Annotated in this window: 24 protein-coding genes; 17 read left to right on the top strand and 7 right to left on the bottom strand. The window is 62.3% G+C overall.

What is annotated here, in order from left to right; translation table 11 throughout:
• Nucleotides 1-43: 43 nt before the first annotated feature.
• Entirely contained in the window at nucleotides 44-586 is a 543-nt protein-coding gene (locus CQ13_RS29625) for a 2'-5' RNA ligase family protein (RefSeq protein WP_063800179.1), read from the top strand.
• Nucleotides 587-628: 42 nt separating this feature from the next.
• On the opposite strand, the gene CQ13_RS29630 is transcribed toward CQ13_RS29625, so the two are convergent.
• Nucleotides 629-1,264, bottom strand: coding sequence for an HAD-IA family hydrolase (locus tag CQ13_RS29630; RefSeq protein WP_057846361.1), 636 nt, complete (start codon nucleotides 1,262-1,264; stop codon nucleotides 629-631).
• A 21-nt stretch (nucleotides 1,265-1,285) separates the two neighbouring features.
• Nucleotides 1,286-2,158 (bottom strand): SDR family oxidoreductase, encoded by an 873-nt coding sequence (locus CQ13_RS29635; protein ID WP_057846362.1) that lies wholly within the window; start codon nucleotides 2,156-2,158, stop codon nucleotides 1,286-1,288.
• 78 nt (nucleotides 2,159-2,236) lie between these two features.
• Here CQ13_RS29635 and CQ13_RS29640 point away from each other — a divergent pair, with 78 nt between their 5' ends.
• Nucleotides 2,237-2,941 carry a glutathione S-transferase family protein gene (locus tag CQ13_RS29640; RefSeq protein WP_057846363.1) on the top strand — a complete coding sequence of 235 codons (705 nt, stop codon included), beginning with the start codon at nucleotides 2,237-2,239 and terminating at the stop codon, nucleotides 2,939-2,941.
• Here CQ13_RS29640 and CQ13_RS29645 read toward each other — a convergent pair.
• Nucleotides 2,938-3,495, bottom strand: coding sequence for a disulfide bond formation protein B (locus tag CQ13_RS29645; protein ID WP_057846364.1), 558 nt, complete (start codon nucleotides 3,493-3,495; stop codon nucleotides 2,938-2,940). The genes CQ13_RS29640 and CQ13_RS29645 overlap by 4 nt on opposite strands.
• A gap of 7 nt (nucleotides 3,496-3,502) precedes the next feature.
• The gene (locus CQ13_RS44655) at nucleotides 3,503-3,661 is read right to left on the bottom strand and encodes a DUF5993 family protein (RefSeq protein ID WP_197427481.1); all 159 of its coding nucleotides are present in this window, start codon (nucleotides 3,659-3,661) and stop codon (nucleotides 3,503-3,505) included.
• A gap of 109 nt (nucleotides 3,662-3,770) precedes the next feature.
• On the opposite strand from CQ13_RS44655, the gene CQ13_RS29650 reads away from it, so the two are divergent.
• Nucleotides 3,771-4,142, top strand: a complete 372-nt coding sequence (locus CQ13_RS29650) for an ArsC family reductase (RefSeq protein ID WP_057846365.1) — start codon at nucleotides 3,771-3,773, stop codon at nucleotides 4,140-4,142.
• Here CQ13_RS29650 and CQ13_RS29655 read toward each other — a convergent pair.
• Complete coding sequence (locus tag CQ13_RS29655) at nucleotides 4,139-4,741, bottom strand: PAS domain-containing protein (RefSeq protein ID WP_057846366.1); 603 nt, start codon at nucleotides 4,739-4,741, stop codon at nucleotides 4,139-4,141. The genes CQ13_RS29650 and CQ13_RS29655 overlap by 4 nt on opposite strands.
• 373 nt (nucleotides 4,742-5,114) lie before the next feature.
• Between CQ13_RS29655 and CQ13_RS29660 the strand changes: the two genes are divergently transcribed.
• The 7 genes from CQ13_RS29660 to CQ13_RS29690 all read left to right on the top strand — a co-directional run bounded on the left by CQ13_RS29660 (nucleotide 5,115) and on the right by CQ13_RS29690 (nucleotide 11,600).
• On the top strand, nucleotides 5,115-5,870 hold the full coding sequence (locus tag CQ13_RS29660) for an ABC transporter ATP-binding protein (RefSeq protein WP_028346542.1): 756 nt from the start codon (nucleotides 5,115-5,117) through the stop codon (nucleotides 5,868-5,870).
• Nucleotides 5,863-6,606: an ABC transporter ATP-binding protein gene (locus CQ13_RS29665; protein ID WP_057846367.1), complete on the top strand. Its 744-nt coding sequence runs from the start codon at nucleotides 5,863-5,865 to the stop codon at nucleotides 6,604-6,606. Before CQ13_RS29660 ends, CQ13_RS29665 begins: the two co-directional genes overlap by 8 nt.
• A 37-nt stretch (nucleotides 6,607-6,643) precedes the next feature.
• Nucleotides 6,644-7,864: an ABC transporter substrate-binding protein gene (locus CQ13_RS29670; protein ID WP_057846368.1), complete on the top strand. Its 1,221-nt coding sequence runs from the start codon at nucleotides 6,644-6,646 to the stop codon at nucleotides 7,862-7,864.
• An 88-nt stretch (nucleotides 7,865-7,952) separates the two neighbouring features.
• The gene (locus CQ13_RS29675) at nucleotides 7,953-8,816 is read left to right on the top strand and encodes a branched-chain amino acid ABC transporter permease (protein ID WP_057846369.1); all 864 of its coding nucleotides are present in this window, start codon (nucleotides 7,953-7,955) and stop codon (nucleotides 8,814-8,816) included.
• 1 nt (nucleotide 8,817) lies between these two features.
• Entirely contained in the window at nucleotides 8,818-9,786 is a 969-nt protein-coding gene (locus CQ13_RS29680) for a branched-chain amino acid ABC transporter permease (protein WP_057846370.1), read from the top strand.
• A gap of 149 nt (nucleotides 9,787-9,935) precedes the next feature.
• Complete coding sequence (locus CQ13_RS29685; protein WP_057846371.1) at nucleotides 9,936-10,580, top strand: DUF47 domain-containing protein; 645 nt, start codon at nucleotides 9,936-9,938, stop codon at nucleotides 10,578-10,580.
• 15 nt (nucleotides 10,581-10,595) lie between these two features.
• Nucleotides 10,596-11,600 (top strand): inorganic phosphate transporter, encoded by a 1,005-nt coding sequence (locus CQ13_RS29690; RefSeq protein WP_057846372.1) that lies wholly within the window; start codon nucleotides 10,596-10,598, stop codon nucleotides 11,598-11,600.
• Here the strand turns inward: CQ13_RS29690 and sugE are convergent.
• Entirely contained in the window at nucleotides 11,592-11,915 is a 324-nt protein-coding gene (gene sugE, locus CQ13_RS29695) for a quaternary ammonium compound efflux SMR transporter SugE (protein ID WP_057846373.1), read from the bottom strand. The two genes, CQ13_RS29690 and sugE, sit on opposite strands and share 9 nt — an antisense overlap.
• A gap of 156 nt (nucleotides 11,916-12,071) precedes the next feature.
• Here sugE and CQ13_RS29700 point away from each other — a divergent pair, with 156 nt between their 5' ends.
• From CQ13_RS29700 to CQ13_RS29730, 7 genes are all read left to right on the top strand, one after another.
• A complete protein-coding gene (locus CQ13_RS29700) occupies nucleotides 12,072-13,691 on the top strand; it encodes a peptide chain release factor 3 (protein WP_057846374.1) in 1,620 nt (539 codons plus the stop codon).
• A 277-nt stretch (nucleotides 13,692-13,968) separates the two neighbouring features.
• Nucleotides 13,969-14,694, top strand: a complete 726-nt coding sequence (locus CQ13_RS29705; protein ID WP_057846375.1) for a crotonase/enoyl-CoA hydratase family protein — start codon at nucleotides 13,969-13,971, stop codon at nucleotides 14,692-14,694.
• 59 nt (nucleotides 14,695-14,753) lie between these two features.
• Nucleotides 14,754-15,311, top strand: a complete 558-nt coding sequence (locus tag CQ13_RS29710; protein ID WP_197427482.1) for a TetR/AcrR family transcriptional regulator — start codon at nucleotides 14,754-14,756, stop codon at nucleotides 15,309-15,311.
• A gap of 72 nt (nucleotides 15,312-15,383) precedes the next feature.
• A complete protein-coding gene (locus tag CQ13_RS29715) occupies nucleotides 15,384-15,986 on the top strand; it encodes a hypothetical protein (protein ID WP_057846377.1) in 603 nt (200 codons plus the stop codon).
• Between the two features lie 84 nt (nucleotides 15,987-16,070).
• On the top strand, nucleotides 16,071-16,655 hold the full coding sequence (locus CQ13_RS29720; protein WP_057846378.1) for an NnrU family protein: 585 nt from the start codon (nucleotides 16,071-16,073) through the stop codon (nucleotides 16,653-16,655).
• 1 nt (nucleotide 16,656) lies between these two features.
• Complete coding sequence (gene panB / locus CQ13_RS29725; protein ID WP_057846379.1) at nucleotides 16,657-17,478, top strand: 3-methyl-2-oxobutanoate hydroxymethyltransferase; 822 nt, start codon at nucleotides 16,657-16,659, stop codon at nucleotides 17,476-17,478.
• A 15-nt stretch (nucleotides 17,479-17,493) separates the two neighbouring features.
• Nucleotides 17,494-19,089 carry a class I adenylate-forming enzyme family protein gene (locus tag CQ13_RS29730; protein ID WP_057846380.1) on the top strand — a complete coding sequence of 532 codons (1,596 nt, stop codon included), beginning with the start codon at nucleotides 17,494-17,496 and terminating at the stop codon, nucleotides 19,087-19,089.
• Here the strand turns inward: CQ13_RS29730 and CQ13_RS29735 are convergent.
• Entirely contained in the window at nucleotides 19,086-19,943 is an 858-nt protein-coding gene (locus CQ13_RS29735; RefSeq protein WP_057846381.1) for a hypothetical protein, read from the bottom strand. The two genes, CQ13_RS29730 and CQ13_RS29735, sit on opposite strands and share 4 nt — an antisense overlap.
• Nucleotides 19,944-19,993: the final 50 nt, after the last annotated feature.

Genomic DNA, 19,993 nt, shown 5'->3' on the forward strand with positions numbered 1-19,993 from the left:
GGTCTTGCCACAATCTTATGTCCATGATTTGTTCTGCGTTGTCATGGGCGGATTTGCAAGTTCTAGTAGTGGCCGATTATTCCTCGCGGCTCTCCCCGACGCGGGCACAGCAGAGCGAATTCACCGGCTGGCGGGCGTGCTCAAGCGCGCCCATTGCTTCAACGGCAAGCTCACCGCGCCGGACCGGCTGCACGTTTCGCTGTTTTCGCTGGGTGGGCTGCCGGACCGCCAGCTTTGCGCCGCCTGCGAGGCGGCCACGGAATTGCGGACCGAACCGTTCGAGGTCTCGTTCGATCGAACAGCAAGCTTTCGCGGGCGGAGGGGCAATCGTCCGTTTGTCCTGATTGGCGAGAAGGGATTGCGCCGGCTGCAGTCGTTTCGGCAAATGCTTGGTGTCGCGATGGCGCGCAGAGGATTAAGGCGGCTCGCCAACACAAATTTCACGCCGCATGTAACGTTGCTGTATGACGCGCGTAGCGTGGATGAGTATCCGATCGAACCGGTGGCCTGGACCGTGACGGAGTTCGTGCTCGTGCACAGCCAGAGGGGCCATCAGCATCTCGCGCGATGGTGCCTGTGCCGATGATGGCCACCGGCAGCGAAAAAGCAGCGGAAGCTCCCAGCGGCGTTATTTCGCCGCCGCAAGCCTCTGCGTCATTTCCTCGATCGAGTTGAACAGGATCGTTGGTCCCGCTGCTTGCAGTGCGGCGGGGGTGGCATAGCCCCACGCCACCGCGCCCGAATCCATGCCGGCCGCCTTGGCGGCTTCGATGTCGCGGATCTCGTCGCCGATGCAGATCGTTTCCGCGGGCCTTGCGTCCAGCCGTCCCGCGACCCGTCGAAACTTCCAGTGCTTTCCAAACACTGCGGCGCCACAGTCAAAGCGGCGGATCAGTGCGGTGGCGGGACCGAGCACCAGCCGGACGGACGCTTCGCTGTCGGAGCTGACGATCGCGGTCTTGACACCAATGCGCTGAAGGTCGGCGAGCATCTCCGGGATGCCGGCAAACAGTGATGTCTCGTTCGCTGCCGTAAGCTTGCGCTTTCGCATGTCGTTCACAATGGCCGGAAGCTGCCACGTTGACACGCCAAGCCGGGCCATGATTTCCCGCGCGGACAGCCCGCGCATTCCTTCCAGTTCCTCCGGGGTGACCGGCTTGAGATTGAAACGCGCGGTCACGTCCTGAAAGGAGGCGCGAAACCAGTCGATCGTATCGGCAAGCGTGCCGTCAAAGTCGAAGATGGCGAGGCGATAGCGTGTCATAAGAATCCGGCTTTCAGCGCGTCACTTGTCGTCGCCGCCGAAATACGCCGGCTTGCCGGTGGTCCAGGTTTCGCCCCAGAGCTGACCGCCGCCGTCCACGGTCAGCGTTTCGCCGGTGACGAATTTGGCCGAAGGACCAGCGAGAAAGACAGTGGCTTCAGCGACGTCCCAAGGCGAGCCGACGCGCATCATCGGGTTCGAGCGCGGGTAGGCGGCGCGAGCCTCCGGCGAATACACGTTCCAGCCTTCGGTTTCAATCGCGCCAGGTGCCACGCAATTGACCCGGATGTTCAGCGGTGCCCATTCGACTGCGACGGCGCGCGAGAGCCCGATGACGCCGCTGCGCGCGGCAATCGTGTGCGCGATGCCGTACAGGCCATGCGTCGTCACGACCACGATGTTCACGATGCTGCCGGGATGCTCGTGGTCGCGCCAGCGTTGCGCGGCGGCCTGCATCATGTACCAGGTGCCGGTCAGATTGGTGTTGATGACGGCGTTCCAGCCCTTCACCGAAAAATCGATCGCAGCTTGGGGAAATTGCCCGCCGGCGCTGTTGATGAGGCAGTCGAGGCGGCCTTGCGCGGCCCAGATCGTATCGAACAGGGCGTTGACCTGGTCGGGCTCCCTGATGTCGGCGACATGCGCGGATGCCTTGAGACCTCGGCCCGTCAATTGGGCGACGAGCGCGTCGAGCTTGCTGCCGTCGCGCCCGACCACGGCGACATGCGTGCCCAGCCGCGCGAACAGCCAGGCGATCGCCCGCCCGATGCCGCCGGCGCCGCCCGTTACGACGACGACCTGATCCTTCAGTGCATCGGCCGCGAACAGGGTCGGGCGAGCCGCAAGCTCCTCATCAGTGAGGCCGAGCTTCGCCGGAGACGGTTGATCGGTCATGAACGGCGCGAACCCTTGTTATGTGCGGCATTGGCCGTACATTAGCCACGCAACAACAACCATGCAAAACGAGTTTTGATGTCCGATCTTTCCGCTTTCCCGATCACCAAACGCTGGCCCGCCAAACATCCCGACCGCCTTCAGCTCTATTCGCTGCCGACGCCAAACGGCGTGAAGGTTTCGATCATGCTCGAAGAGATTGGCTTGCCCTACGAGGTGCATCTGGTCGACTTCGACAAGGATGACCAGAAGACGCCGGAATTCATGTCGCTGAATCCGAACGGCAAGATACCGGCCATACTTGATCCGGATGGTCCCGGCGGCAGACCGCTGCCGCTGTTCGAATCCGGTGCGATCCTGCAATATCTCGCCGAGAAGGCCGGCAAGCTTCTGCCGGCCGATCCGGCGCGACGATACCAGACCATCCAGTGGCTGCATTTCCAGATGGGTGGGATCGGACCGATGTTCGGGCAGGTCGGCTTCTTCCACAAATTCGCCGGCAAGGACTTTGCCGACCAGCGGCCGCTCGAGCGTTATGTCGCCGAGTCGAAGCGCCTGCTCGAAGTGGCGGAAACGCGGCTCGCCGGACGGCAATGGATCATGGACGACGAATATACCATCGCCGACATTTCCATGCTCGGCTGGGTGCGCAACTTGATCGGCTTCTACGGTGCGCGCGATCTCGTCGCGTTCGATACGCTGAAGCAGGTGCCGGCATGGTTGGAACGCGGGCTCGCCCGGCCGGCGGTGCAGCGCGGGCTCGACATACCCAAGCGGCCTTAAGCGGCGTGCTTGAGCAGTTCGTACACCACCGGGTTATCGGCGCAGGCGCCGAAGCCGCATTCGAGCAGCGTGGTCACTACATTGGCCGCCGTGAGTGCGATCACGAGCCATACCGCGGTTTGCGCGAAGGCGCCGCCGGTGGCCGGCAGCACGGCGCGGTCTTCCTCGAACTGGCGGTCGAACAGCAGGATCGCCGCAAGCAGGACGATGGCCGTAATGAAGCCGATCAGCGCCCAGGTATAATAGTGATAGCCGAGCAACGCGGAACCATAGCCGGCGTCGCCGGGCAGGATATGCAGCAGTACCTGGCGGGTCGACGCGACGGCGCCTGCCACTGCCGCCAGCAGCGACATCGCATAATGGCTGGGACGGGGACCGAAGCGGATATTGAGGATCGGGCCGACGGCGAGAGCCGCGAACAGAATGCGCTGCAGCAGGCAGAGCGGGCAGGGCAGCTCATGAAGAATGAACTGCGCCGCATAGGCCGCCGCCAGCACCAGCGCCACCGCGTAGAGGCTGAGTGCATTTAATGTAATGGCACGCGCCTGGGTCATGCGTCCCTCAGAACGACAGTTTCAGCGTATCGGTCGCGTGATGCAGATAGGTGCCGATGCACGCGATCAGCAGGGCCCCGAACAGGCCGAGCGCCAGCGGACGCCGACCGCGCCAGGCGATCAGCATCACGATGACTATGGCCAGAAACAATACGGTGAATTCCATCGGATGGTCCGGGCACGAATGATGTATCAATCTATGATAGATTCGCCGATCTGCTTAACTCTAATTCTGTCCGGCGGCACCAATAACGACATTTCGGAATGCAACGACAATGCCCATCACCATCTACGGCATCAAGAACTGCGATACGATGAAGAAGGCGCGCGCCTGGCTCGACGATCACGGCGTGGCCTACGACTTTCACGACTACAAGCTTGCCGGCATCGGCAAGGACAAGCTCAAGCAATGGTCCGACGATGTCGGCTGGGAAACGCTGCTCAACCGCGCCGGCACGACGTTCAAGAAGCTGCCCGACGGCGACAAGGAAGGCCTCAACGAGCGCAAGGCGTTGGCGCTGATGCTGGCGCAGCCCTCGATGATCAAGCGGCCGGTGCTCGATCTCGGTGGCAAACTGCTGGTCGGGTTCAAGCCGGATATCTATGCGAGCGAGGTCGCGTCGAAGCCGCGCGGGCGAAAGGCCTAATCGGACTCGATTTCATCGCCGGATGGAATGCGGCCGGGCGCGCGATGGAAGAGATCGCGGTCGATGATGGTGCGAAGCTTCGGCACCGGCAGTTGGTCGTTTCCGCGCATCAGATTCTTGATCTCGAAGCCGCCATCCTCGCTGATGGTTTTCAGCGAAGCGATGATATGGGTGACGCTGCCGTCATCCGAGAACGGCAACAACAGCCGCTCATAGGCGACGATTCGCCCGTAGATGTCGTCGATATTGGCGATGGTATAGGCCGGCAGGCGGCGCGCGATGCATTCGTGATAGACGGGCATCACGATCGGAGCGAGCCTTGCGCCAAGATACTCGTCGAGATAGCGGCCCTTGCCGGTATTCCCATAAGCCGTCGACATCCGCGTGCCGTCGCTCTGGATGATCAGGCGTGGCGGCTGGGTGCTGGCATCGACCGCGTAGAGGACCAGGTCGGGAAGTTCGTCCTCGATCCGCGCCGGCTGGTATTCCGCCGTGCGCGGTATCGATTGGTCGCGGGCGTATAGCCGCAGCCAAGTGTTCAGCAGGTCGCGCTGCTTGATAGATTTGATGACTGACGGTCCGGCGCTTTCAAATTTCAAGGCGGCAGTTCCTACGCGATCTAAATCGCAAAATGATGCGCCCCGAGGGGGAAACATTGTGTGAAAGCGTGCCCGATTGCAGCAGAACACCGTTAACGATGGCTTGCCGGCGCGAGGTTACGGTTGAGCGTGGCTCGTGGCTTGGCCGAGCCGCGCCGGCGCACCATTCGACTTATGGCGCATCCGGAACCGCAAGCGCGCGGTCGGGCGTGGCAGCATTCCGCCTTGCCTAATCCATCGCGTTGACGGCATATTCCGGCCGGAGGCGGCGGGCTCGGGACGGTTTCCAGGACGTCCAGGAGAGCCTGCCCGAACAGGGAAAAATTGGCCGCGCGCGGGCGAACTCGCGGAGACGGTTGAGGGGGAAATTTGTTTGGCTGATGAGTTCATTCTCGAAACCCACGGATTGACCAAGGAATTCGCGGGTTTCTTCGCCGTTCGCGATGTCGCCCTCAAGGTACGGCGCGGCAGCATTCATGCGTTGATCGGGCCGAATGGCGCCGGCAAGACGACGTGCTTCAACTTGTTGACCAAGTTTCTGAGGCCGTCTGCAGGGCAGATCCTGTACAAGGGGCAGGACATCACCGCGATGGCGCCGGCCGATGTGGCCCGCCTCGGGCTGGTGCGCTCGTTCCAGATTTCGGCGGTGTTTCCGCACCTGACGGCGCTGGAAAACGTTCGTGTCGCGCTACAGCGCCAGCATGGAAGCTCGTTCGATTTCTGGCGCTCCAAGCGCGTGCTTGACCGATTCAACGGCCGCGCCCTCGACTTGCTGAACGACGTGGGCTTGAGCGAGTTCGCCAATACACCAGCGGTCGAGATGCCCTATGGACGCAAGCGCGCGCTGGAGATTGCGACGACGCTGGCGCTCGACCCCGAGATGATGCTGCTCGACGAGCCGATGGCGGGCATGGGTCATGAAGACATCGACAAGATCGCGGCGCTGATCAAGCGCATCTCGGCGAGGCACACCATCCTGATGGTCGAACATAATCTCTCCGTGGTCGCCAACCTGTCCGACATCATCACGGTGCTGACGCGCGGCCAGGTGCTGGCGCAAGGCAATTATGCCGAATTGTCCAAGGATGAGCGCGTCAAGGAAGCCTATCTGGGGGCCGGTCATGCCTGAGTTGAAAATGGCCGAAGCCGCCGCCAAACCGGCGGGCGCGGAGATCCTTTCCGTTTCCGACCTGCAGGCCTGGTACGGCGAATCCCACATCCTTCACGGCATCAACTTCAATGTGAAGGCGGGCGAGGTGGTCACGCTGCTCGGCCGCAACGGCGCCGGCAAGACCACGACGCTGAAGTCGGTGATGGGAATTATCGGCAAGCGTACTGGTTCGATCCGTTTTAACGGTCAGGACATCACGCGTGCCTCGTCCGACAGGATCGCGCGCCTCGGCATCGCATTCTGTCCCGAGGAGCGGGGCATTTTCGCAAGCCTAGACGTGCGCGAAAACCTGCTGCTGCCGCCGATCGTGCGCAGTGGCGGGCTATCGCTCGACCAGATCTTCGACTTGTTTCCGAACCTGAAGGAGCGCCTCAACAGCCAGGGCACCAAGCTTTCGGGCGGCGAGCAGCAGATGCTCGCGATCGCCAGAATCCTGCGCACCGGCGCGCGGTTTCTGATGCTGGACGAGCCGACCGAAGGCCTGGCGCCCGTCATCATCCAGCAGATCGGTCACACCATCGCGCGGCTGAAGTCGGAAGGCTTTACCATCCTGCTCGTCGAGCAGAATTTCCGCTTCGCCTCCACGGTGGCCGACCGCTACTACATCGTCGAGCACGGCAAGGTCATCGACGGTTTTGCGAATTCGGAGTTGTCGGCCAATATGGACAAGCTCCACACCTATCTCGGCGTTTAATCGGTACTTTGCTGCACTCTGGATTAATGGAGATACTATGAAACATCGGATTTCAGCTCTCTTTCTCGGCACCGCTCTGGCGCTGGCCGCAGGCGGCGGCGCCATGGCGCAAGACAAGACCGTCAAGGTCGGCGTGCTCACCGACAATTCCGGACTTTACTCCGACCTCGGCGGCGCCGGCTCCACGCTCGCCGCCCAGATGGCGATGGAGGATTCGGGCCTCGCGGCCAAGGGTTGGAAGATCGACATCGTTTCCGCCGACCACCAGAACAAGCCCGACATCGCCACCACCATCGCGCGGCAGTGGATCGACGTCGAGAAGGTCGACATCTTCATGGATGTGCTGAACTCCGGCGTTGCGCTGGCGGTCAACAATCTGGTGAAGGAAAAGAACGCCGTCATGATCAATACCGGCGCGGCGACGTCGGATCTCACCAATGCGCAGTGCTCGCCGAATACGATTCACTGGGTCTACGACACCTACATGCTTGCCAACTCTACCGGGCAGGCGCTGGTGAAGGCCGGTGGCGACACCTGGTATTTCCTGACCGCGGACTATGCCTTCGGCCACGCGTTGGAGCGCGACACCACGGCGGTCGTGGTGAAGTCGGGCGGCAAGGTCATCGGCGGTGTCAAGCATCCGCTGAATTCGTCGGACTTCTCGTCCTTCCTGCTGCAGGCACAGGCGTCCAAGGCCAAGATCATCGGCATGGCCAATGCTGGCGGCGACACCACGAACACGATCAAGCAGGCGTCGGAGTTCGGCATTGTCGCCGGTGGACAGAAGCTCGCCGGCCTTCTGCTGTTCATTACTGACGTGCATTCGCTCGGCCTGAAGGTGGCGCAGGGCCTGAATTTCACGGAGACCTTCTACTGGGATCTGAATGACGGCACCCGCGCGTTCTCCAAGCGTTTCTCCGAGCGCATGAAGAACAAGGCGATGCCTTCGATGGTGCAGGCCGGCGTGTATTCGGGCCTGGTTCATTATTTCAAGACGCTCGACGCCATGGGCGGCAATCCGCATGACGGCGTGAAGGTGGTGGCGAAAATGAAGGAAGCGCCGACCGACGATCCGCTGTTCGGCAAAGGCACGATCCGCGCCGACGGCCGCAAAATCCATCCGGCCTACCTGTTCGAGGTCAAGAAGCCCTCCGAATCCAAGGGACCGTGGGACTATTACAAGCTGATTGGAACCACCCCGGGCGACCAAGCCTTCCGGCCGCTTTCGGAAAGCGCCTGCCCGCTGGTAAAGAAGTAACAACGATGGCCCGTCGGCCTCATGCCGGCGGGCCTCCCTCTCGCGGCCCAAGCTAACCCGCATCATAACGAGATTGAGTGCGAAACCGATGCAAGCTCTCTACGCCCAGCTTTTGGTGGGATTGATCAACGGATCGTTCTACGCGCTGCTCAGTCTCGGGCTGGCGGTGATCTTCGGCATGCTCAATATCATCAATTTCGCCCATGGCGCGCTCTACATGATGGGCGCGTTCTGCGCGTATTTTCTGTTGAACATCGCCGGCATCGGCTATTGGCCGGCGCTGATCATCGCGCCCATCGCGGTCGGCATTTTCGGCATGATCCTGGAACGGACCATGCTGCAATGGCTCGCCGGCCTCGATCATCTCTATGGATTGCTGCTGACATTCGGATTGGCGCTGATTATCCAGGGCGTCTTTCAGAATTATTTCGGTTCGTCGGGGCTGCCCTATGCGATTCCCAGTGAACTGCAGGGCGGCATGAACCTCGGCTTCATGTTCCTGCCGATTTACCGCGGCTGGGTTGTCGTCTTCTCGCTCGTGGTCTGCCTTGCCACGTGGTTCCTGATTGAGAAAACCCGGCTCGGCGCCAATCTGCGTGCGGCGACTGAAAATCCGACCCTGGTGCGCGCGTTCGGCATCAATGTGCCCAGAATGATCACGCTGACCTACGGACTTGGCGTTGGCCTCGCGGCGCTGGCCGGCGTGTTGTCGGCTCCGATCAACCAGGTGCGGCCGTTGATGGGCGCGGACCTGATCATTGTCGTGTTCGCAGTGGTGGTGATCGGCGGCATGGGATCGATCATGGGATCGATCATCACCGGATTTGCGCTCGGCGTGATCGAGGGACTGACCAAGTATTTTTATCCCGAAGCTTCCAACACCGTGGTGTTCGTCCTGATGGTGCTGGTGTTGCTGTTGAAGCCGGCGGGACTGACGGGACGGGCAGCCTGACATGAGCGCATTGACTGACGATACACTGCCGGTAACGCCGCGTGCGATGCGCGACGAGATGCTTATGTTCGCGGCGATGGCGGTGCTGCTGGGTGTTGTGCCGCTGACGGGCATCTACCCGTTCTTCGTGATGCAGGCGCTGTGCTTCGCACTGCTCGCCTGCGCGTTCAACCTCCTGATCGGCTATGGCGGCCTGCTGTCGTTCGGCCATGCGATGTTCCTGGGAACCGCGGGCTACTGCTCGGCGCATGCGCTCAAGGTCTGGGGCGTTACGCCCGAGCTCGGCATTGTGATCGGCACCGCCGGCGCTGCCGCGCTCTCCGTCGTCACCGGCTTCATCTCCATTCGGCGGCAGGGTATCTACTTTGCGATGATCACACTGGCGCTGTCGCAGCTTCTCTATTTCATCTATCTGCAGGCGCCGTTCACGCATGGCGAGGACGGCATCCAGGGCATTCCGCAGGGCTACCTGTTCGGAATATTCAATCTCTCCAAGCCCACGGTGCTTTACTACGTGGTGCTCGCCGGATTCCTCGGCGGCTTCCTCCTGATCTACCGCACCATCAACTCGCCGTTCGGCGAGGTCTTGAAAGCCATTCGCGAAAACGAGCCGCGCGCGATCTCGCTGGGCTACAAGACTGACCAGTACAAGCTGCTCGCTTTCATCCTCTCCGGAACGATTGCGGGCTTTGCCGGCTCGCTGAAGGTGTTCGTGGCGCAGAACGCTTCGCTCACCGACGTGCACTGGACGATGTCGGGTGAAATCGTGCTAATGACGCTGGTCGGCGGCCTCGGCACGGTGTTCGGTCCGGTCGTGGGGGCCTTCGTTATCATCGCCATGCAGCAATATCTGGCCGGCTTCGGCCAATGGGTGACGGTGATCCAGGGCGTCATCTTCGTGGCCTGCGTGTTGACGTTCCGCCGTGGCATCATCGGCGAGATCGCGCATTATTTCCGCCGATCCCTCTAAAACGGCGGTTTGGCGCAGTTTTTAGGCTCCACAAAGCGGTGGATGACCCGGTTCCCGGGACCCGACGTCGCGCCCTTTTCCCTCGAATGATCTATGACAGTTTTGTGACAGATCGCTCCGCGGCTGTTTCTGAACGACGGAAAATACCCATGCTGCGCTGGTTTCGTGCCTTTTTGCCCAAGGAGGAGCGGTTTTTTGATTTATTTGCCCGCCACGCCCAGACGGTCGTGCAGGGCGCGCTGGCGTTGCAGGACATGATGCGCGGCGGCGACGAGACGCCGGTATTCTGCCAACGAGTCAATCAGTTCGAACACGACGCCGACGGCATCACCCGCGAGGTCCTGACCGCGGTCCGCCGCACCTTCATTACCCCGTTCGACCGCGGCGACATCAAGAATCTGATCACGTCGATGGACGACGCGATTGACCAGATGCAGCAGACCGCGAAGGCGGTGGTACTGTTCGAGGTCCGAACGTTCGAACCTCCGATGCGCGAAATAGCCACGCTGTTGGTCGAGTGCGCCAATCTGGTCAGCCGCGCGCTTCCGCTGATGCAGTCGATCGGCAACAACGTCGCGATGCTGACCGCCATTACTGAGGAAATCGGAAAACTGGAGGGTCGTATCGACGATCTCCACGACATCGGGTTGAAGGAGCTGTTTCTCAAGCACCGCAACGGCAATTCGATGGATTTCGTGGTCGGCGCCGAGATCTACAAGCATCTCGAAAAAGTGTCCGACCGCTTCGACGACGTCGCCAACGAGATCAACTCGATCGTGATCGAACAGGTATAGGGCAGGGCCAATTCAGTGGACGCCACCCTGGCTTTTCCAATTCTGGTCTTCTTAATTGGCGTCGCGCTGTTGTTCGATTTCCTCAACGGCCTGCATGACGCCGCCAATTCGATCGCCACGATCGTATCGACCCGCGTGCTGCGCCCGCATTACGCGGTGTTCTGGGCGGCCTTCTTCAATTTTATCGCCTTCCTCTTCTTTGGGCTGCACGTCGCCAACACGATCGGCAAGGGAATCATCGAACCCGACGTCGTCGATGCCGCCGTGATCTTCGCTGCGCTAATCGGCGCGATCGTCTGGAACCTGATCACCTGGGGGCTCGGCATTCCATCTTCGAGTTCGCACGCGTTGATCGGAGGACTGGTTGGCGCGGGCATGGCCAAGGCTGGAATTTCCGCGGCGGTCTGGAGCGGCCTGTCGAAGACGCTGCTGGCGATTGTGCTGTCGCCGCTGGTCGGGTTTCTGCTCGCGCTGGTTCTGGTCGCGATCGTGTCCTGGCTGTCGGTGCGCTCGACACCGTTTGCGGTCGATCGCGCCTTCCGCATTCTGCAATTCGTCTCGGCATCGCTCTATTCGCTCGGCCATGGCGGCAACGACGCGCAAAAGACCATGGGCATCATCGCGGTGCTTTTGTACTCGCAGGGCCATCTCGGGGCGGATTTTGCCATCCCGTTCTGGGTCGTGATTTCCTGTCAGGCGGCGATGGGGCTCGGCACGTTGATGGGGGGCTGGCGGATCGTCCGCACGATGGGATTGCGGATCACGAAATTGACGCCGATGCAGGGCTTTTGCGCCGAAACCGGTGGAGCTGCGACCCTGTTCATGGCGACCTATCTCGGGGTTCCCGTGTCCACGACCCACACCATTACCGGCTCGATCGTCGGCGTCGGCGCGGCGCGGCGGGTCTCGGCGGTGCGCTGGAACGTCGCGAGCTCGATCGTCTATGCTTGGGTGATCACCATTCCGGCGTCGGCGTTCGTGGCGGCACTGACCTACTGGGCCGTGCTGTTGCTACGCTGATCCGGTGACGAGTTTAAGCCCGACGATGCCGGCCACGATCAGTCCAATGCAGGCGAGGCGGGCGGCCGTCGCAGGCTCGCCGAACAGTGCGATGCCTAGGATGGCGGTTCCGACCGCGCCAATGCCGGTCCATACCGCGTAGGCGGTTCCGATCGGCAGCGCTTTCAAGGCAAGGCCAAGCAGGAGGATACTGCCTGCCATGCAGGCAAGCGTCAGGACGGATGGGATAAGCCGTGTGAAACCCTCGGTATATTTCAGGCCGATCGCCCAGCCCACTTCCATAAGACCGGCGACGAACAACACGATCCAGGCCATGACAACCCTCCGAACCCCGGCAGGGTCGTCCCCGCGGATGAGCTGCAAAATTGGAAGGCCGTCCTTCCGCTGCCGATATGGGACTGGCCAGGAGCCCTCGCAACCACCAAATGAGGCTTGATCAGCCTGGTTTTCCCTGCCAAACGCTCGAGCCTCATGTCCGACATTGCCGTTACAGCCGAATCGCCGTCCCGCTCGCCGCTATCAGATGAAGTGGCGCGGCGGCGCACATTTGCGATCATCTCCCATCCGGACGCCGGCAAGACCACGCTGACCGAGAAGCTCCTGCTGTTCGGCGGCGCCATCAATCTGGCAGGGCAGGTCAAGGCCAAGGGCGAGCGGCGCAATACCCGTTCCGACTGGATGAAGATCGAGCGCGAGCGCGGCATTTCGGTCGTGACCTCGGTGATGACGTTCGAGTTCCAGGACCTCGTCTTCAACCTCTTGGACACGCCCGGTCACGAAGACTTCTCGGAAGATACCTACCGGACGCTGACCGCGGTCGATTCCGCCGTCATGGTGATCGACGCCGCCAAGGGCATCGAGGCGCGGACGCGAAAGCTGTTCGAGGTGTGCCGGCTGCGCGACATTCCGATCATTACCTTCATCAACAAGATGGACCGCGAGAGCCGCGACACGTTCGAACTGCTGGACGAGATCGAAAAGACGCTGGCGCTCGACACCACGCCGATGACCTGGCCGGTCGGCCGCGGCCGCGACTTCCTCGGCACCTACGACGTCGTCAACGGCGGCGTGCGCCTGCTCGAAGGCGGCGGCGCCAAGACCGGCGCGACCGAGCAGATCGATATCGCCGATCTTGCCGGCCGCAACCCCAATCTCGACGTCGCCGAGATCAAGGACGAACTCGCGCTGGTGTCGGAAGCCTGCAAGCCGTTCGAGCTGGACGCGTTTCGCGAGGGCCACCTGACGCCGGTCTATTTCGGCAGCGCGCTGCGCAATTTCGGTGTCGGCGACTTGCTGGAAGGTCTTGGCAAGTTCGCGCCGGCGCCGCGGGCGCAGGACAGCAATTTGCGCAAGGTTGAAGCAGCCGAGCCGCGCATGAGCGCCTTCGTGTTCAAGATCCAGGCCAATATGGATCCGAACCACCGCGACCGCATCGCGTTCGCGCGGCTGTGCTCCGGCAAGCTCAGCCGCGGCATGAAAGCGAAGCTGGTGCGGACCGGCAAGAACATGTCGCTGTCGTCGCCGCAGTTCTTCTTCGCGCAGGATCGCTCGGTGGCCGATGAGGCGTTTGCCGGCGACGTCGTCGGCATTCCGAACCACGGTACCTTGCGGATCGGCGATACGTTGACGGAAGGCGAGGACATCACCTTCGTCGGCGTCCCCAGTTTTGCGCCGGAAATCGTCCGCCGCGTGCGGTTGACGGATGCGATGAAGGCCAAGAAGCTGAAAGAGGCGCTGCAGCAGATGTCGGAAGAGGGCGTGGTGCAAGTGTTTCGGCCCCGCGACGGCGCACCAGCGCTGGTCGGCGTTGTCGGTCCGCTGCAGCTCGACGTGCTGAAGGCACGGCTCGACGCGGAATATTCGCTGCCGGTGGAATTCGAGGTTTCGGAATTCCAGCTCGCCCGCTGGGTCTCGTCCGACGACCGCAAGAGGCTCGACGCCTTCATCGCGGCCAACGGCTCGGGCATCGCCGACGACGTCGACGGCGATCCCGTGTTCATGGCCAGGAACGAGTTTTACCTGGGCTATACCAGGGAGCGCGCCGAAGGGATCACCTTCTCCAACGTCAAGGACGTGAAGAAGAAGGCGTAGGCGGCCTCGCTTTTGCGCCGGCCTCCGCTGTTGTCCTCTGCGAAGGCGGGGGACACAGTACGCCGCGGCCTCTCCGTCCATCTATCCGTCTCTGGAATACTGGATCGTCCGGTCGAGCCGGACGATGACAGTTGGGGTGAGGCTGGTTGCTCACCTAAACTTATGCATCCGGTGGATGCCTGCATGCATTCCAAGCCCGAATAAATCTCTTGCGTCACCCCGCGCTTCCGTAAAAGTATCCATCGGATGCTTTTGAAACAAAAAAGGGAGACCGCCCATGACTGATCTCGCAACCTATTCCCGTTCCGGCCCGGTCGGCACCATCGTGATCGACGATGGCAAGGCCAATGTGATGTCGCTTGCCATGCTCAACGCCCTGCATGCGGCATTCGACCAGGCGGAAAAGGACAAGACGGTGGTGATCCTGAAAGCGCGAGGAAAGCATTTTTCAGGAGGATTCGACCTTAACGTATTCGCCAAGGGCAGCGCCCAGGACCAATATCTGATGGTGAAAGCGGGCGCGGAACTGGCCTTGCGCATCCTCTCGTTCCCGACGCCGGTAGTGGCGGCCTGCCATGGTAACGCCTACCCGATGGGGGCTTTCCTCATCATGTCCAGCGACCACCGGATTGCCGCCGAGGGCGACTACCGGATCGGCATGAACGAGGTCGCGATCGGGCTCACCGTGCCGCGTTTTGCGATCGAGATCGCACGGCAGCGGCTGACGCCGGCCTACTTCAGCAGGGCAGTGATGACCGGGGAGATGTTCGGCCCCATGGAGGCCGTCACCGCCGGCTTCTTTGACCGCCTCGTCCCGGCGGATGCGCTGGAGCGCAGCGCCGAGGAGACCGCACAGGCGCTTGCCGCGCTCAACATGGCCGCCCATGCCGCCACCAAGGCGCGGGCGCGCGGGGCGCTGATCAAGATGATCCGCGCCATGATCGACGAGGACATTACGCCGCAGTACGGCGAGGACCGCGTTGCCAAACGGGCATCGGCCTGACGGAAAGCTTCGGCCGCCCGGCAGTGGCGTTGCGTCTCATGCCTTTGTATGAAGGCGACATGACCGCAAAGCCGCGCCGGGCGACCTATCGCCATGGCAATCTGAAATCCGAAGCGCTGAAGGCCGCCACCCGTTTGGTGGCCGCGGCCGGCCATGAGCAACTGAGCCTGCGCGAGGTCGCGGAGGCCGTCGGCGTCGCGCATCGCTCGCTGTACAATCATTTCGCTGACCGCGAAGCGCTGCTCGACGCGGTCGCGGCCGAGGCCTACACGAGGCTCGCCGCCATCCTCGTCAAGGCAGAGACGCCACAGGACTACACCGCGAAATATGTCCGCTTCGCGCTCGCCAACCGCGCGCTGTACGCCCTGATGACCAGCCGCCCGCACGCCACGATGAAGCACAATCCGCCGCTGCAGGCCGCGGTTCATAAGGTCATCGCCCAGGCCATGCGGATATTCTGCCAGGATATCGAGAGCCCGGCCGAGCGTCGCCGCGCGGTGATGAAGGTCTACATTACGCTCTATGGCGGCATCTCGCTCTATACCGCCGGCGTCCTCGACCAGCCCAGCGAGAAGGCCCTGATTGCGGAACTGTCCGCCATGAACGCAGGGATGTGAACACCGTCCGCCTTGATGCGGGACGAACCGCGCATCAGCTTAGTTGGGTCGCCTCTTAGGACTTAGGGCCGCATGTTCCGGTGCATCATCCTATGCCTGATTACCACATTCGTCGGGATGAGCGCCGCCGACGCCCAGTCGCGGCGCCAGATCGACGCCACGCCATTTTCGCACGCGCCCTGCAGCGTGCTCGACGGCCAGCCGTGCACGCCGTCATTTTGCAGCGTGTTCAACGAAGGTCCCTGTATTCCCGAGATCGATTATCCGTACGGCCAGAATCTGCAACTCACGATCGAAAGCGTGCCTCCACAGGATCAGGCCGCGAAATACCGGAAGCCGGATCATGATCTCGATACGATCGGCGACCTCTTTGCGGCGTTGCGCTCCTGTTGGTCGCCACCACCTTCCGACATCGCGCGCCAGGGCATGCAGATGTCGGTTCGGTTCAGCTTCAAGCGCTCGGGCGAGATCATCGCTACGCCCCGCGTGACCTATGCCACGGCAGGCGTTCCGGCCGACACCCGCGCTATTTATCTCAACGCGATCAATGCGTCGCTGGCGGCCTGTACGCCGTTGAAGTTTACCGGCGGGCTTGGCGGCGCGCTTGCCGGGCGGCCGATCGCGATCCGCTACGTCGACAACCGCGATCTGCGCAAGCAGGCGGAGAGGCCGTAACGGCCGCGTGGCGCATTGCGCACCAAGCCCTTAAAATGATACCCGGATAATCCGGAAAACCAGCCGCGCAACGGGAGGCACGTCATGGGACTGCTGGTGTTGATCCTGGGCCTGATCCTGTTCTTCGGCGTCCACACGCTCACCACGCAGCGCAAGCTGCGCGCGCGGGTGATCTCCGCGACGGGCGAGAGCGGCTACAAGATCGGCTATGCGCTGGCTTCGATCGCTGGTCTGGCGCTGATCATCTGGGGCTTTGCGCTTTATCGCCAAACGGGCTGGATCGCCCTCTGGAACCCGCCAGTGGCGCTCAAGCACGTCACTACGGCGCTGATGCTGCCCGCGGTCATCATGGTTGTCGCATCCTACATCCGCGGCCGGATCTATACGACGCTGAAACATCCGATGCTGACGGGCATCAAGCTGTGGGCGGCGGCGCATCTGCTCGCCAATGGCGATCTCGGCTCGATCATCCTGTTCGGCTCGTTTCTCGCATGGGCGGTGTATGATCGCATTTCGCTGAAATATCGTTCCGACGCTGGCGCCCCACCGATTCCCGTCGGCGGTCCCGGCAACGATTTGATCGCGATTGCGGTCGGTCTCGTCGCCTATCTAGCGCTCGCCTTCGCGTTCCATCCGGTCGTGATCGGCGTCCCCGTGGTTGGAGCCTAATATGTCTGTGCAATCTGCCATCAAGCGCAAAACGGCGCCGGATATCCGTGCGCGCAAGAACGGCGAGCCAATCGTGATGCTGACGTCCTACCATGCGCATACCGCGGCGCTGGTGGATCGACACTGCGACGTCATCCTGGTCGGCGATTCCCTCGGTAACGTCATGCACGGTTTCGAGACCACGGTGCCGGTGACGCTCGATATGATGATCCTGCAGGGCCATGCGGTGATGCGCGGCTCGAAGCATGCCCTCGTCGTGGTCGACATGCCGTTCGGCTCCTATGAGGCCTCGAAGGAGCAGGCGTTTCATTCCGCGGTGCGGATATTGAAGGAGACCCATTGCGGCGCGGTAAAGCTCGAAGGCGGCGTGCGCATGGCGGAAACCGTCGCGTTCCTGTCCGAGCGCGGCGTGCCGGTCATGGGTCACATCGGACTGACGCCGCAATCGATCAACACGCTCGGCTCGTTTCGCGCGCAGGGCCGCGACGAGGGCAGTTGGGATCCGATCCTGAAGGACGCCCAGGCGATCTCGGATGCCGGTGCGTTTTCGGTCGTGGTCGAAGCGGTCGCCGAGCCGCTGGCGCGCAAGATCACGGAAACCATCGCCATTCCGACCATCGGAATCGGCGCCAGCGCGGCCTGCGACGGCCAGGTACTGGTGCTCGAGGACATGCTGGGTTTATCGCCGCGGACGCCGAAATTCGTGCGCCGCTATGGCGATCTCGGCCCCGCGATCGAAGCGGCGATCCAGGGCTACGCCAGCGACGTGCGCTCGCGCGCTTTCCCGGGACCCGAGCACGTCTACGAGATGAAGAAGAGCTGACGGGGCGCGCCATCCATGGACTGGTCGCAGCACACTATCCCGGCGATGCGGCTCGAGCCGCGCTTTGGCGACCGAATCGTTCCGGTCTTTTGTGAACGGCCAAAGAGCATTCCGGCGATGGTGGCCGAAGCGGTTGCGACCAACCCGGACGGCGAGGCGCTGCTCTGCGGCGCCACGCGAATGACATGGCGCGAGGTCGCGCAGCAATTGGCGCAAATCGCAGCAGGATTTCAAAAACTCGGCCTGCAGCGCGGCGACCGCGTCGCGCTACTGCTCGGCAATAGAATCGAATTCGTGCTGACGATGCTGGGTGCGGCCCATGCCGGGCTGGTGACAGTGCTGCTTTCGATCCGCCAGCAAAAGCCCGAGATCGCCTATGTGCTCACCGATTGCGGCGCAAAGCTCCTGATCCACGAGGCGGCCTTGGCCGATCGTGTGCCCGATGCCGGCGACATTCCCGATGTGATGCGCCGGATTGTTGTCGACGACGACCCGCGAGTTTCGCGTTTTTCCGAACTCGCTGACAACGCGCCGCTGGCCGCACCAATCGAGGTCGGCGAAGAGGACACTGCCATGATCCTCTATACGTCGGGCACCACGGGGCGGCCAAAGGGCGCGATGCTCGCCCATTGCACCATCATTCATTCGGCCATGGTGTTCGTCTCGTGCCTGAAGCTCACTGCCGCGGATCGCTCGATCGCCGCGGTGCCGCTCGGGCATGTCACCGGCGTGGTCGCCAACCTCATGACCATGGTCCGTTGCGCAGGCGCGCTGATCATCATGGCGGAGTTCAAGGCGGCGGAATATTTGAAGCTGGCCGCGCGCGAGCGAGTCACCTACACCGTGATGGTGCCGGCGATGTACAATCTCTGCCTGCTGCAGCCGGATTTCGACAGCTACGATCTGTCGAGCTGGCGGATCGGCGGCTTTGGCGGCGCGCCGATGCCGATCGCCACCATTGAGAAACTCGATGCCAAGATTCCCGGCCTGAAGCTGATGAATTGCTACGGCGCGACTGAGACCACGTCGCCCTCGACCATGATGCCGGGCGAATTGACCGCGAGCCACATCGACAGCGTCGGCTTGCCCTGTCCCGGCGCGCAGATCGCGGTGATGGATGCCGAGGGCCGCGAACTGCCGCGCGGCCAGATCGGCGAAATCTGGATTCACGGTGGGTCTGTCATCAAGGGCTACTGGAACAATCCGAAGGCGACGGCGGAGAGTTTTACGGCCGGCTTCTGGCATTCCGGCGATCTCGGCTCGATCGACGAAGAGAATTTCGTGCGCGTGTTCGATCGTCAGAAGGACATGATCAACCGCGGCGGGCTCAAGATCTATTCCGCCGAGGTCGAGTCGGTGCTTTCAGGCCATTCCGACGTGGTCGAGAGCGCGATCATCGCGAAACCGTGCCCGGTGCTCGGCGAGCGCGTGCATGCTGTCGTCGTGACGCGGAATGCCGTCAGCGGCGAGGCGCTGCGCGCCTGGTGCGCCGAACGGCTGTCGGACTACAAAGTGCCGGAAACCATCGATCTGCGGACGGACCCGTTGCCGCGCAACGCCAACGGCAAAGTGATGAAGCGGCAGCTCCGCGAGGCTTTCACGGCGGCTTAGAGCTTCGGCGCGCTGCCTTTGGGCATCGCGCTCTCGCTTGGCCCGGCGGCGAGCGCGGCACTGTCGATCGCGGCGGCGCTGACGAGCTGCTTGACGTCCAGCAGGGTGAATTGGGCGATACCGACGCGGTCGGCCAGCGTGCCCGGAACGAGCTGCACACTCAACACGCCGTCGCAGTTCGCGCCCTTGGCCTCGGTGAGCATGGCGCCCAGTTGCTTGGCTTTGGTCTGGGCGCGCTTGACGACCGCCACGCAACTGCCGCGCACGGTGTCGCCGTTGAGCTTGACGGCGACCCTTGGGTCGAGCGGCTTGCCGATCGCTTCGAGCGCAGTCGCTTCCTTGTACTTGCCGCCGACCGACATGATCGAGCCCTTGCGATAGATGTAGTACAGATGCTGGTCGCCGACGATGGTCGGCACGCCGTATTTGCCCATGATCTCCTTGATCATGTCGGCCTTCGACGGCTGCTGGTCCGGTGCGAAGGTCAGGTTGCGGGCGACGAAATAGGCGCGGTTGGCGCTCGCGGGTGAGGAGAAGCTGGTCGAGAGCATCTCGCCGTTCTGTTTCGAGCCGGCAGGAAGGCTGAAATTCAAGGCGGCGACGTAGCCGGCACCGCCGAACTTGTGCTGCTGGATGTCGGTCTTGGTGTCGGTCCGGCCCTTGAACAGTGAATCAAAGATGGCGCGCGCGGATTCGGCGTTCGATTCGGTCGAGATACCCAAAATGTCGGGGCGCAGCTTGCCCGAGAAGGCCGTCTCGGGCGCCTTCGGTTTGAAGTCGTCGGCCAGAGACGCTCCGGCCAGGGGTACCAGGCCAATGGCAAGCAGCATCGAAACCAGCGCGTGGCGAGGCATGAAACACCTGAAAAATCGGGTAGGGATCGACAATGGAAGCGGCCGGGATT

This window comes from Bradyrhizobium retamae, assembly GCF_001440415.1.
GTDB classification, from domain to species: Bacteria; Pseudomonadota; Alphaproteobacteria; order Rhizobiales; family Xanthobacteraceae; genus Bradyrhizobium; species Bradyrhizobium retamae.

Coding starts and splice junctions, on each gene's coding strand:
- CQ13_RS29625 (WP_063800179.1), top strand. CDS start 44: ATGGGCGGATTTGCAAGTTCTAGTAGTGGCCGATTATTCCTCGCGGCT.
- CQ13_RS29630 (WP_057846361.1), bottom strand. CDS start 1,264: ATGACACGCTATCGCCTCGCCATCTTCGACTTTGACGGCACGCTTGCC.
- CQ13_RS29635 (WP_057846362.1), bottom strand. CDS start 2,158: ATGACCGATCAACCGTCTCCGGCGAAGCTCGGCCTCACTGATGAGGAG.
- CQ13_RS29640 (WP_057846363.1), top strand. CDS start 2,237: ATGTCCGATCTTTCCGCTTTCCCGATCACCAAACGCTGGCCCGCCAAA.
- CQ13_RS29645 (WP_057846364.1), bottom strand. CDS start 3,495: ATGACCCAGGCGCGTGCCATTACATTAAATGCACTCAGCCTCTACGCG.
- CQ13_RS44655 (WP_197427481.1), bottom strand. CDS start 3,661: ATGGAATTCACCGTATTGTTTCTGGCCATAGTCATCGTGATGCTGATC.
- CQ13_RS29650 (WP_057846365.1), top strand. CDS start 3,771: ATGCCCATCACCATCTACGGCATCAAGAACTGCGATACGATGAAGAAG.
- CQ13_RS29665 (WP_057846367.1), top strand. CDS start 5,863: ATGCCTGAGTTGAAAATGGCCGAAGCCGCCGCCAAACCGGCGGGCGCG.
- CQ13_RS29670 (WP_057846368.1), top strand. CDS start 6,644: ATGAAACATCGGATTTCAGCTCTCTTTCTCGGCACCGCTCTGGCGCTG.
- CQ13_RS29675 (WP_057846369.1), top strand. CDS start 7,953: ATGCAAGCTCTCTACGCCCAGCTTTTGGTGGGATTGATCAACGGATCG.
- CQ13_RS29680 (WP_057846370.1), top strand. CDS start 8,818: ATGAGCGCATTGACTGACGATACACTGCCGGTAACGCCGCGTGCGATG.
- CQ13_RS29685 (WP_057846371.1), top strand. CDS start 9,936: ATGCTGCGCTGGTTTCGTGCCTTTTTGCCCAAGGAGGAGCGGTTTTTT.
- sugE (WP_057846373.1), bottom strand. CDS start 11,915: ATGGCCTGGATCGTGTTGTTCGTCGCCGGTCTTATGGAAGTGGGCTGG.
- CQ13_RS29700 (WP_057846374.1), top strand. CDS start 12,072: ATGTCCGACATTGCCGTTACAGCCGAATCGCCGTCCCGCTCGCCGCTA.
- CQ13_RS29705 (WP_057846375.1), top strand. CDS start 13,969: ATGACTGATCTCGCAACCTATTCCCGTTCCGGCCCGGTCGGCACCATC.
- CQ13_RS29710 (WP_197427482.1), top strand. CDS start 14,754: ATGACCGCAAAGCCGCGCCGGGCGACCTATCGCCATGGCAATCTGAAA.
- CQ13_RS29715 (WP_057846377.1), top strand. CDS start 15,384: ATGTTCCGGTGCATCATCCTATGCCTGATTACCACATTCGTCGGGATG.
- CQ13_RS29720 (WP_057846378.1), top strand. CDS start 16,071: ATGGGACTGCTGGTGTTGATCCTGGGCCTGATCCTGTTCTTCGGCGTC.
- panB (WP_057846379.1), top strand. CDS start 16,657: ATGTCTGTGCAATCTGCCATCAAGCGCAAAACGGCGCCGGATATCCGT.
- CQ13_RS29730 (WP_057846380.1), top strand. CDS start 17,494: ATGGACTGGTCGCAGCACACTATCCCGGCGATGCGGCTCGAGCCGCGC.
- CQ13_RS29735 (WP_057846381.1), bottom strand. CDS start 19,943: ATGCCTCGCCACGCGCTGGTTTCGATGCTGCTTGCCATTGGCCTGGTA.